General features: G+C 36.4%; 9 protein-coding genes and 3 pseudogenes. All 12 read left to right on the forward strand.

Going from position 1 to position 12,201, the window contains the following annotated elements; all coding sequences use genetic code 11:
- Positions 1-159 precede the first annotated feature (159 nt).
- The 12 genes and pseudogenes from AC5WOC_RS01470 (at position 160) to AC5WOC_RS01525 (ending at position 11,897) form a co-directional block, all read left to right on the forward strand.
- Positions 160-996: a tyrosine-type recombinase/integrase gene (locus tag AC5WOC_RS01470; protein ID WP_496053625.1), complete on the forward strand. Its 837-nt coding sequence runs from the start codon at positions 160-162 to the stop codon at positions 994-996.
- A 601-nt stretch (positions 997-1,597) separates the two neighbouring features.
- Positions 1,598-3,424: an APC family permease gene (locus tag AC5WOC_RS01475; protein ID WP_496053626.1), complete on the forward strand. Its 1,827-nt coding sequence runs from the start codon at positions 1,598-1,600 to the stop codon at positions 3,422-3,424.
- A gap of 372 nt (positions 3,425-3,796) precedes the next feature.
- Positions 3,797-4,030: pseudogene (locus AC5WOC_RS01480) on the forward strand (zinc ribbon domain-containing protein); the annotation flags it as partial.
- A 525-nt stretch (positions 4,031-4,555) separates the two neighbouring features.
- Positions 4,556-6,676, forward strand: a pseudogene (locus AC5WOC_RS01485) (heavy metal translocating P-type ATPase); the annotation flags it as partial.
- 296 nt (positions 6,677-6,972) lie between these two features.
- A pseudogene (locus AC5WOC_RS01490) lies at positions 6,973-7,672 on the forward strand (response regulator transcription factor).
- A gap of 85 nt (positions 7,673-7,757) precedes the next feature.
- Complete coding sequence (locus AC5WOC_RS01495; protein WP_496054140.1) at positions 7,758-7,976, forward strand: sensor histidine kinase; 219 nt, start codon at positions 7,758-7,760, stop codon at positions 7,974-7,976.
- A gap of 70 nt (positions 7,977-8,046) precedes the next feature.
- Entirely contained in the window at positions 8,047-8,634 is a 588-nt protein-coding gene (locus AC5WOC_RS01500) for a YdhK family protein (RefSeq protein WP_496053627.1), read from the forward strand.
- A 510-nt stretch (positions 8,635-9,144) separates the two neighbouring features.
- Positions 9,145-9,432: a phosphatase PAP2 family protein gene (locus AC5WOC_RS01505; RefSeq protein WP_496054141.1), complete on the forward strand. Its 288-nt coding sequence runs from the start codon at positions 9,145-9,147 to the stop codon at positions 9,430-9,432.
- Between the two features lie 128 nt (positions 9,433-9,560).
- On the forward strand, positions 9,561-10,118 hold the full coding sequence (locus tag AC5WOC_RS01510; protein WP_496053628.1) for an RNA polymerase sigma factor: 558 nt from the start codon (positions 9,561-9,563) through the stop codon (positions 10,116-10,118).
- Complete coding sequence (locus AC5WOC_RS01515) at positions 10,105-10,614, forward strand: anti-sigma factor family protein (RefSeq protein ID WP_496053629.1); 510 nt, start codon at positions 10,105-10,107, stop codon at positions 10,612-10,614. Before AC5WOC_RS01510 ends, AC5WOC_RS01515 begins: the two co-directional genes overlap by 14 nt.
- The gene (locus AC5WOC_RS01520; protein WP_496053630.1) at positions 10,611-11,492 is read left to right on the forward strand and encodes a hypothetical protein; all 882 of its coding nucleotides are present in this window, start codon (positions 10,611-10,613) and stop codon (positions 11,490-11,492) included. The genes AC5WOC_RS01515 and AC5WOC_RS01520 overlap by 4 nt, the downstream gene beginning before the upstream one ends.
- 210 nt (positions 11,493-11,702) lie before the next feature.
- The gene (locus AC5WOC_RS01525; protein ID WP_496053631.1) at positions 11,703-11,897 is read left to right on the forward strand and encodes a hypothetical protein; all 195 of its coding nucleotides are present in this window, start codon (positions 11,703-11,705) and stop codon (positions 11,895-11,897) included.
- Positions 11,898-12,201: the final 304 nt, after the last annotated feature.

The following is a 12,201-nucleotide window of genomic DNA, read 5'->3' on the forward strand; positions in this document are numbered from 1 at the left end:
GTATTGTTAAATTCCTCCTATTACTTGTTGAACATAATCGTTTCAACAGACAGCGTGTATGTACAATAATGTAATCTCTTTTTCTATCGAAATATGTAATAATTAGTAAGTAAAATTGGAGCATGCAGAAGAAACCAAAGAAGAGAGGGTTGATTCTATGTGATTAGCTATCAACAGCTAAAAAATGAATTTACGGAATGGTTGCTTTTTCGTAATAAGAAATCTCGGACGATTAGTGAATATCTTCATATTGTTAATTCATTTTTGCTATGGATCCAAGAAGAATACGATGATTTAATAAGCCCAAGTCAAATTACCATAGTGCATATTATTAAATGGCTAGCGTATTTAGGAACCTTTAATCTAGCGCCTACTACCATTCATAAAAAATTAGCGGCGTTGAAAACATATTGGAATTTCATCGAAATGGAGGGATATTCCAAAACGAATCCGATGAAAACCATTGGTTTGCCACGTTCTTTATCTTCATCAAAATCAGTTCTATCTTTATCTGTCGAAGAAGAACAATGTTTGATTAACGAAGTGGAGAAAGAAAAAAACGAATGGAAAAGAACAAGAAATATCTGCATGATATATGTGATGCTGGGTTTAGGGTTACGAGTATCAGAAGTTATTCAATTAAAAAGAAATGATTTTTTGGCCAAGCAGCAGATATTAAAAGTAGAAGATGAGGATGGAAATGTAAGGAATCTTTCGCTCACTCCTTTTCTATCCAACTTATTATCCGATTGGATCACTTTTTCTAGTCCTTCTTTCTTTCTTTTTCCATCTGGTATAGAGGGCAGGCAGATGACTCGACAGGCACTGCATTATATTGTGAAAAAGTATCTTCAATCTTCTGGAAACAGCCAACATAGTGCCCAATCTTTACGAAATACATTTATTAAACGATGTTTGAATGATGGGATGGGTCTTTCCAGCATATCGAAATTGCTCGGTCTTAAAACAACAGAAAGTCTTCAGAAGTATCGATAAAGGAAATGATGAATAACTTGCAATGTTTTTTGTTTAATCCATAAAAAAATGGCTGATTCATCGATGTGATTATCAGCCATTTTTTTATGGATTAAAGAGCGTTAAAATGCTTTCATGTTTATGTATATAAAAAGAAAGGAGAAGTTATCAAACAGTGAAACCAATGGACATAGTTTTATTGTTGATACAGTGGAATACTACATTTATACCTTAATTTTCAAATTCTATTTCAACTTCTCGATTTTCGTTAATCTCAATTTCGATTTTAATCTCATCATCATCAAAAAACATATCATATTCTCCTTTATCGGACAGTACTATTTCAGTATATATTATTTTTATTCAAAATGAATTATTGAATGATGAAAATAGGACATGGCAGACTAATTAGTCTAAATAAATTGAATCTTAATAGTAATTTAATACAATTCGTACTTTGATATTGATAAAATTTTCATAAGGGGAAGAGGTAATGAATCCATTTATAAAATCTTTGTAGGTATCTTCTCAGATGGTACTGATGTGATGCACTTGAGGGGCAGGTAAGGATTTTATTTTGTGAGTTATTTGAATTTTCATTATTTTATAAAGGGGAAGTTTTATGTTTCGGAAATTAAAAAGAGTCTTGATTGGAAGACCGATGAAATCCAATGAGATACAGAATGAAAAATTAAATAATCTAAAGGCACTAGCCATACTATCTTCGGATGCATTATCTTCGGTTGCATATGGTCCGGAACAAATTCTAATTGTACTTGCCACAGTTGGAATTTTAGCCTTTTGGTACTCTCTTCCCATTGCTGTTGGTGTATTAATCTTATTAACAGCGTTAGTTCTGTCCTATCGACAAATTATCCATGCCTATCCCAATGGTGGCGGAGCCTATATAGTGTCAAAAGAAAATTTAGGGATACCTTTTGGTTTGGTTGCTGGAGGATCTTTACTAATTGATTATATTTTGACTGTTGCAGTGAGTGTTTCGGCAGGTACAGATGCGATTACCTCTGCTTTTCCTTTTCTTCATTCCCATCAAATAGTTATTGCTGTGGGACTAGTGGCATTGATTACATTGTTGAATTTAAGAGGTTTAACTGAATCAGCTTCCATTCTCGCTTATCCAGTCTATGCCTTTATAGTAGCGCTTCTCTTTTTGATTGGTGCTGGTTTTTATCGTATAGGGAGTGGACAAGTTTCTTTACAAGCCCACTCTGTGATTGGTACGCCAGTTATGGGAGTTGGTCTGTTTCTTATATTAAAAGCTTTTTCCTCCGGTTGTTCTGCTCTTACTGGAGTGGAAGCAATCTCCAACGCGATACCTAATTTTAAAGATCCTACATCTAAAAATGCTGCCTTTACTCTAGCGATTATGGGTGTTATTTTGGGAATACTTTTCACTGGGATCGTTTTTTTGTCTTATTGGTATGGGATTGCTCCTATGGAGAAAGAGACTGTATTATCCAAACTGAGTTCATCTATTTTTGGGCGTGATTTTTTTTATTATTTTATTCAAACTACCACAGCCTTGATCTTAGTGTTAGCTGCTAATACTGGTTTCGCAGCTTTTCCTTTGTTGGCATATAATCTTGCTAAAGATAATTATATGCCAAAAGCCTTTAAAGTGAGAGGAGATCGGCTAGGTTACTCGAATGGAATTCTGACGCTAGGCGCAGCATCTATTCTATTGATCATTCTTTTCAAAGGGAATACAGAAAATCTAATTCCTCTCTATGCAATAGGAGTGTTTATTCCATTTTCATTGTCTCAAACAGGAATGGTTGTCAAATGGATAAGGTCCAAGCCGAAGGACTGGATAATCAAATTTTCTATAAACCTAGTAGGAGCTTTCATTTGTTATTTAATTGTTCTCATCTTTTTTATCACTAAGTTCGACCAGATTTGGATGAGTCTTATCTTTCTTCCATTAGCCGTTTTTATTTTTTATCGAATACATCGCCATTACGTTAGGGTAGACGAACAATTACAAGTTGATCTGTCTCTTAAGCTAAGAGAAATCAAACCTGCTGAAGGAGTGGTGATTGTTCCAGTAGCTGGGATAACGAAAGTAGTAAAACAATCGCTTGTTTATGCCAAATCCATATCCAATCATGTTGTTGCAGTTTATGTGGGTTCAAGTGAATCGATTGATACATTAAGAAAGAATTGGGATGAATGGCAGACAGATGTAGAGTTAGTGACGATTCATTCTCCTTATCGAATTGTTTTATTGCCATTAACTCGATTTATTGACAAAGTGAAAAAGAAAGCAGATCAGTCTCATTCTCAAATAACTGTGATGATGCCTCAATTCATTGCAAAAAAGTGGTGGCATAGTTTCTTGCATGGTCAAACAGGATTCCTCATCCTAGCAAATTTGCTTCGAGTCAAAAAAATTATCATTACGATTGTGCCTTATCAATTAGAAGAATAAATCCAAGGTGTAAGTTATTTTTATAGCATTGTGAGCGAGAAACTCATGTTTTAAATCATGGGATGAAAGCGAGCGTTGAACGAGGATGAAGAATTTTCCTTCATCCGTTCAACCTTTGGAAACAGTAAGTTTACAAACATATATTCCCGTGGTAATATATGTATAATCGAGACCAGGCGAAAACTAAGTTTGCTCGAGGTGAAGAAAAATCAACAAACATAAACCGTGGGGCATATGGGGTTAGCTTGGTAATGAAATAGTCATGAGGCTGTAGTCCCAAGAATCCAACGGCTTTAGCCGTATGGAGTTGTCGAAAGGAGAATTAGGATATTGTTTAGACATTCTGATGACCATGTCGATTTATTAAAATCAACATGGTCATTTTATCAATTACGAGAATACATTCGCTACAAATCCGAGATGGCTGGAATTCGTTTTGAATTGGTAAATCCGGAATATACCAGCCAAACATGCAAAAATGGTCATCGCTATAAAGCAAATCGCAAGGGACTTCATTTTTGTTGTAAGGAATGTGGATATCGTAGCCATGCAGATCTCAATGGCGCAATCAATATCGCTAAAGCGATATCCGGTTTAGCAGCCTAGCGTACTGGTAACAGGTACGCCGCCCATGGAGGTACATCATAACTGCATGGGATGGGGTGATGGCACACCCCTGAACTTGGGAGTTGTACAAAACAGAAATGGACTGCGTGCGTGAACTACCCAAGAATCCCACAGCTTTAGCCGTGGGAGTGTCAAAGCATCGATGACGAACATGTATCAAGTTTAATGGAAATTGGACTTCAACAATACATAAATTTCATTTCCATGACCATCTTTCGTAAATAGAAGAAATTTACGATTCACAAGGCTGTTATAAAGGACATATTTCAAAACGAAGCATATAATGGTAAAAAATATATGAACATTTGCTCATGTGTTAAATGATGTAACGGATTGTAATCTAATTTAAATATAAAAAAATGCAGTCATTCATTGATCTCGAAATATCTGGTTTGAATCATTAGGATGTAATTTCCTTCAAAATCGAAATACGTTTGAACAAACGTTAACATGTGACAGAGTAAAAATAAAGATTGAAAAGGGACGAGAAACGGGATGGGAGTACAAAAAAAGAAGATAAAACAGAAATTTTTATTAGAAGGATTGGATTGTGCCAACTGTGCAATGAAAATTGAACAAGGTGTAGGACGTTTAGACGGAGTTACATCTTCTACCGTCGATTTTGTTTCCAAAAAGTTGATTATGGAAATTGCTAATCCGAGTGAAATTGCTCGTTTAGAAACAGCAGCAACAAATATAATCAAACAATTAGAACCAAATGTAGAAGTTTTACCTGAGTCACATAACCATGGGGATAGTCAAGAAGATGGAAGTAATAAAACGAAAAAAATGCTGGTTCGATTAGGGATTGGTGCTGTCTTAGCTGGTCTGGGAATGTTTTTACCTATTTCAGGAATTGTAGAGTTAGGACTATTTCTCACTGCTTATCTTATTGTTGGAGGAGATATAGTTTTAAGAGCTTTTCGAAATATCCTAAGCGGTCGAGTTTTTGATGAGAATTTTTTAATGGCTCTTGCAACAATTGGGGCATTTGCCATTAAGCAGTTTCCCGAAGGAGTAGCTGTAATGCTATTCTACCAAGTAGGAGAACTGTTTCAAGGAATTGCGGTCAACCGTTCTCGTAAGTCCATCAGTGCACTAATGGATATCCGTCCCGATTATGCCAATATAAAAGTGGGGAATGATACCAAACAAGTTTCACCTGAAGATGTAAGTATAGGCGATCTTATCATTGTAAAATCGGGTGAAAAAATTCCGTTAGACGGAAAAGTGATTAAAGGTAGTTCGATGGTAGATACTTCTGTTTTAACTGGAGAGTCCATACCACGAGAAGTAGAAACAGGTAGTGATGTGTTAAGTGGATTCATTAATAAAAATGGTGTTTTAACAATAGAGGTTACAAAAGAATTTGAGGAGTCCACCGTTTCCAAAATTTTAGATTTAGTTCAGAATGCAAGCAGTCGAAAAGCACCGACGGAAAACTTTATTACCAAATTTGCGCGTTATTATACGCCTGTTGTAGTAATGGTCGCACTGATACTAGCGGTTATTCCGCCATTACTCATAAATGGAGCAACATTTTCTGATTGGATTTATCGTTCATTGATATTCTTGGTTATCTCTTGTCCCTGTGCGCTTGTGGTTTCTATTCCACTAGGATTTTTTGGTGGAATTGGAGCTGCTTCAAAAGCTGGGATTCTTGTGAAAGGTAGTAACTATCTAGAAGCTTTAAATGATGTAAAATATGTTGTATTTGACAAAACAGGAACGCTGACCAAAGGTGCTTTTGAAGTGACAAGTATCCATTCCATTGGTTTGATCTCTAAAGAAGAATTGTTGGAATATGCAGCTTTTGCAGAAGTTCATTCCAATCATCCGATTGCTCAATCGATTCGGAAAGCATATGGGAAAGAACTGAAACAAGAAATAATAGAAGAATATAACGAAATCACTGGTCATGGAATTCAAGTAACAGTGGATGGCAAGTATATTTTAGCTGGAAACGCTAAGCTTATGAGCAAAGAGCAAATTATATTTCCACAACCAAATGAAGTTGGAACGATTGTTCATATTGCAGTAAATAAACAATATGCTGGCTATATTGTTATTTCAGATGAAGTAAAAGAGGATTCAGAACAGGCGATTTGTTCATTAAAAGAATTAGGTATAAGAAAGACAGTTATGTTAACTGGAGATGCGAAAATAGTTGGAGATTCAGTCGGGAAACAGCTTGGATTGGATGAAGTACATGCTGAGTTGTTACCACAGGATAAAGTAGAAGCAATAGAGCGGCTAGAGGTCCAAAAAGCCCCAAAGGAAAAAATGGTGTTTGTTGGTGATGGTATTAACGATACACCAGTTCTAGCACGAGCAGATGTGGGGATTGCAATGGGTGGATTAGGCTCGGATGCAGCCATAGAAGCAGCAGATATCGTGATTATGACAGACGAACCATCTAAAATTCCAACAGCCATTCGTATCGCAAAGCGCACACGTGGGATTGTTTGTCAAAATATTGTATTTGCATTAGGAGTTAAGGGTGTATTTCTTCTACTTGGAGCATTTGGAATTGCGACCATGTGGGAGGCGGTATTTTCTGACGTAGGTGTTACTTTATTGGCTGTTTTAAATGCGATGAGAGTACTTCGAATAAATAATAATTAGTGTGTTTGATAGCCAGCCGTTTTAAGGCTGGCTTATTTCGTTATCATATCAACTGGAAACTGGTTATCAGATTTATCCAGTGAAAAAATGTGAATAGCGTTTATCCTCATAAAGTCCTCACAATCTTCCATTAATATGATTATGTACAGGAAAGGAATGATAGGGGAGAACGTTAATTGGATATGGTATATGATGAAGAATAAGTTTCAAAGCTTACATTCTAGTAGATACATATATCCTTTTCATAGGGTTAGATACAGGAACATCCAGCTCTTTCCCAAAAAGCAGGTGAAGTAATGAGTAAAGTAGTACTAATGGTGGATGATGAAGGAAAATACGTGAGGTATTGACTTCTTATCTTCAAAAAGAAGGATTTACAACGATAGAAACTACCAATGGTATAGAGGCATTAAGAAAAATCGAACGAGAAGCAGTCGGTTTTGTGATCCTCGATTTGATGTTACCCGATATTTCAGGTGAAACGATTTGCCAAAGGATACGTGAACATTCGCCCTTACCTCTCTAATGCTAACAGCAAAAGTTACAGAAAGAGATCGACTAAAAGGATTAACCATAGGAGCAGATGATTATGTGATCAAACCATTTAGTCCAAAGGAAGTGATTGCACGAGTGAAGGTAATTCTCCGGAGAACCAATCATGATCTCCTCCCATCGAGAGTACCCATTCAAAATGGAGATTTAGTGATTGATCAGGATAATAAGATGGTAGTGAAAAAGGGAAAAGAGGTACACCTCACTCCAGCCGAATTCAAATTATTGCTGGTGCTGGCACGCCATCCCGACCGGACGTTTTCACGAGAAGAACTAATAGAAAAAGTGATTGGTTTTCATTATATGGGAGATGATCGTACGATCGATTAACATGTGAAAAATCTCCGTCAAAAAATAGAGGCCTGCCCCAAAAAGCCTACCTGCTTACTTACTGTCTATGGATTTGGTTATCGTTTTGCAGGAGATAATTCTCAATCACGATGAAAAAACAATTAGCGATTATGTTTATTGTAGTAGCATCTGGAATGGTAGGTTTAGCTAGCTTTATTTTTTTAGTAGAGATGCAATTATCACAGTACAAGATACAGGAATTGGGATTCCAGTTACGGAGTTACCCAAGGTATTTGAAAGATTTTATCGTGTAGAAAAATCGAGAAGCAGAGAACTAGGTGGAAGTGGGATTGGGTTAACGATTGTTAAAAAGTTAGTAGAAACACATGATGGCACTATTCACATAGAAAGTACGAAAGGAATAGGGACAATGGTATCTATCTTCATATCAAAATAATTGAATGCACCCAAAAATAATTCAATCTATTTTGTGAGTACTGAAAAAAATCTAAGGAGTGAATGGGAAAATGAAAAAATTATTTTTCGTTCTTTCTCTTGTGGTAATTGTTGTTTTAAGTGGATGTGGAAACAATGCAACAAAAGACAATAAAAATATGGATTCTCAAATGTCAGGAATGAATCATTCAGAAATGAATCATTCAGAAATGAATCATTCAGAAATGAATCATTCGAGTTCGGCTGAATTACCTTCAGGGCTAAAGAAAGAAACGAATCCAAAATATAAAATGGGAAGTCAAGCGATTATACAAGCAGACCACATGCCAGGGATGAAAGGTGCAATTGCGACCATTGTAGGTGCATATGATACGACAGCTTATGTAGTTTCCTATACTCCCATAACAGGGGGAGAAAGAGTGAAGAATCATAAGTGGGTAATCCAAGAAGAGATAAAAAATACAAAAAATCAACCGCTAAAACCAGGGACAGAAGTTACATTAGCAGCAGACCATATGCCGGGAATGAAGGGCGCAACTGCGATCATTGTATCAAGTGAAAAAACGACCGTTTATATGGTCGATTACACTTCTACCAATAGAGAAGAAAAAGTGAAAAATCATAAATGGGTGACAGAAAGTGAACTATCCCATAAGTAAAGAAAGACAAGAAGATAACATCACAGGGTATTTACTAAGTTTACCTTGACAAGATTATAAATTGTGAGTGGATGATCACTTCTACCTGTAACAGTCTAATTGATTATTCCCATTATTCGCGGTTTTTATAAAGAAAATCCAAATTGGAAAGATAGTGGAGTATCAATCACTTTATCCTGACTGTTTCTTCCTGACTACAAACATATCTAAAGGTATGTTTGTAGTTTTTTATAATCCATAATTTTACAATATAAAAAATGAACTCTCCATCCTAGAAACAGTCTTTAAATATGTATTAAAGATCGAAGAAAGAAATAGAAATACCTTGGATTATCAACTTTTCAATGGATTAACGGTTTTCGGAACAATATGTTGGGTGGTTTTTTTTGAAGCATTGACTTTCTATGGTCCTTATCTATATATGATGATTTTGCTTATACTGGTATTTCGCTCATTTAGCAGATATTTTCACCCACCTCCGTTTGTAATTCATCAAGTTCATTTTTATTACTGCCCCATGTGGAGGATTCATCATTCCCTAGTGATCACACTGCTGGATTGATGGCAATTGCTTTAGAACTTTGGAACTACAATCGAAAATTGGGTACTTCACTAGTGCTGATTTCTTTACTCATTGGTTTTTCTCGTATTGTTGGACATCATTATCCGACAGATGTAGTAGGAGGCATTCTAATAGGGATCGTTTCTGTATTCATTGTATATAGACTACAACTAAGAAAAATACTAAAAGAGTTTACTTTTGGAAAAAAAGAAAAGAATATATCTCAATCATTGTAATGACAGAGATCCTTGGGGTTCATTTCAAGGGTCTTTGCTTTTCATTAAACCCTTTGAACTTTTTTATCTCTATTGCTGTCCTTTAGGTATATGCCAATTAGCGAAGTGGAAGTAGGTGTGAGTAGGGTGTGGATCAAGAGCTTTATGACCTCATAATGAGGGCGAAACAAGGTGACAAAAGTGCATTTGAATCTCTTGTGGAGCGATATAAAAAACAAGTGTATTATCAAGCTATGACAATGTTAAATGATTCCATGGAAGCAGAAGATGTATCGCAAGATGCATTTATCAAGGCCTATTTTTCCTTAAAAAAATTAGAGAGTGCATTTGCTTTTACTTCTTGGTTGAGTCGTATTGTGCATCATCTCTGTTTGGATCGTCTAAAAAAGCAAGAAAAAGAAAAAACGATGGTCAGCGATTGGTTAGATATGAAAGAAGATATTCGTGATTCTCATCGTCCTATTGAACAAAAACAGTTACAGATGGATTTATATCAGGCAATGCAATCTTTATCACCCGAACATCGTGCTATTCTTCACCTTCGAGAATTACAGGGATTTTCTTACCAAGAGATAGCAAAAATCATGAACATCCCGGAAGGAACCGTAAAATCAAGGATACATACTGCTAGGCTAATCTTACGGAATGAGTTGAAAAAGAGAGGTGATTTTGATGAAACATGTTGAACATTTGCTTTCCGCTTATATAGATAATGAATGTAGTGAGAGTGAAAGAGTTATAGTAGAGAAGCATTTGCAAACTTGTTCCGATTGCCTTGAACTTTATAATGATTTTTCTACAATGAGTCATCGATTCTTAACTACTTATGAGCATATTTCCATACCTGAACGTTTGACGGATCAGGTGATGACTGCAATTAATCAACAATCTGTTGAGGATCAACGAATGCCTTTTCTGTCTTATCGTACACTTCGTTGGAGCACAATCAGTAGTATTTTTCTGTTGCTATTTATAAATATATCTTTGCTATTTACCATTGGTGCATTCTTTTCTTTTACACCCATTCGAATCGTTTACCGTCTTATTCATGGATTTTTTACTGTTCTTTCTGCTGTTCCCTATTTAAGCTTAGCTATGTCTTTTGTTTCTATCCTATTCATAGGAATTTCTCTCTGGTCTTTGCGCTGTTTGTTGAGATCGAAAAAGGTGGAAGTTACATGATGAATCGAAAGCTAGTATTATTCATAACCATAATTAGTTTTTTCTGCTGGGGAGGATTTTTTTCAGAATCCGTTTATGCTGCTAGTAACAGTGCTGCTTTCTCCTTATCCGGTGATAAGACGGTATTTTCTCACCAGAATATGGTTATTCCGAATCATGAAACGATCGATCATATCGTTGAAATCGGCGGAGATGTTACCTTATCCGGATCGGTACATGAGATTATCGTAGTTGGTGGCAATCTTCATATTAAGAAAAGTGCTCATGTTCGTGATATGGTTCTAGTGATTGGAGGTTCAATCACACAAGAACCAGGTGCAAAAGTAACGGACGAAGTATTTCATATCGCTTTTGATCAGCAGATGGCAAACAATTTGCTTGTTACTGGCAGTTTTTTATTTGGATTATGGGTTTTTCGGTTATCCTTTAGCCTTTTATTTTTCTTACTGCCAATAGGGGCTGTTCTGCTTGCGAAGCATCGAATTGATCCATTTATGACAAAGATTCAATTTGAGATAAAACGAATGATGCTAATCGGAGTGGCAGCAAGTTTACTATTTCTTGCGATCAGCTGCCTTCTGATCATTAGTGTTATTGGAATTCCATTGTTAATTCTTTTATCGCTGTTACTCATCGTTTTTAGTGTGATTAGTTTAACTGCTGTCTCCATGATGATTGGGGAAAAGTTTTCACTTACAGCAGGACGGGAAAAATGGCTAATGGTAGCAGTTGGTTCTGCTATCCTAGCATCTGTGATAAACTTCCCGCTTTTCGGATGGATTTTGTTACTAGGACTGCATTGGTTATCTTTAGGTCTAATGACTCAATGGCTGTGGGAAAAGCGATCTAGACTGATGAAACCGAAAAATAAGAATTAGACAGCTAAGTCGTGCAAGCATAGCTGTTTTTTTATGCTGAAATTCCTCATTTTTCAAAAATATGATTCCCGCATTTACTTGCACTGATGAATTCCGTATTTAAACTGAATTAGCCACGTTTTTCTTGTTTGAGGTGAAAGAATATAATATGATTTAGAAGATATCAGTCTTAAGAAGGGAACTTTCATGGCAAATGTCAAGAAGGGCCTTGTGGTCGTTGCAGCTTGTGCTTGTCTGGCTTCTGGTCTCACTGCATGCAATGAGGTTAGTGGTGGAGACTGTGAGTCAAAGGGCAAGTCTGCTTCTGTACAGCAAAGTGAGCAGACCAGTGTTCAGACGGCTGCTCTGGTTGCTGGCGGAAAGAAGAAGAAAAAGAAGAAAGGCGGCCACGACGACTGCGACTGATTAAAGGCGGATGATGATCCTTAGAGGCATAAGTCTAAGGATCATCATCCGCCGCGTTATTTTCTGGGGTGTATTGTATTAAATCAAGAGGATATGAGGCGACTAATTAAAAGACAGACTGAATGTTCCGTGTTTCCCTCTCATACGTATTTTTGCTCTAAAACCCAAAGCAAGTTTGTGTGTATTATTAAAAAGAAATAAAACACTTCACTCTTGTTAAATTGGTGCAATTTTAGCTGCTATTCGATCTAATGCTTCTTGAACCGTTGCGGGAACAGGAGGTGATCAATCCGTTGGATTAGTA

The organism is Shimazuella sp. NTD247 (genome assembly GCF_059510415.1).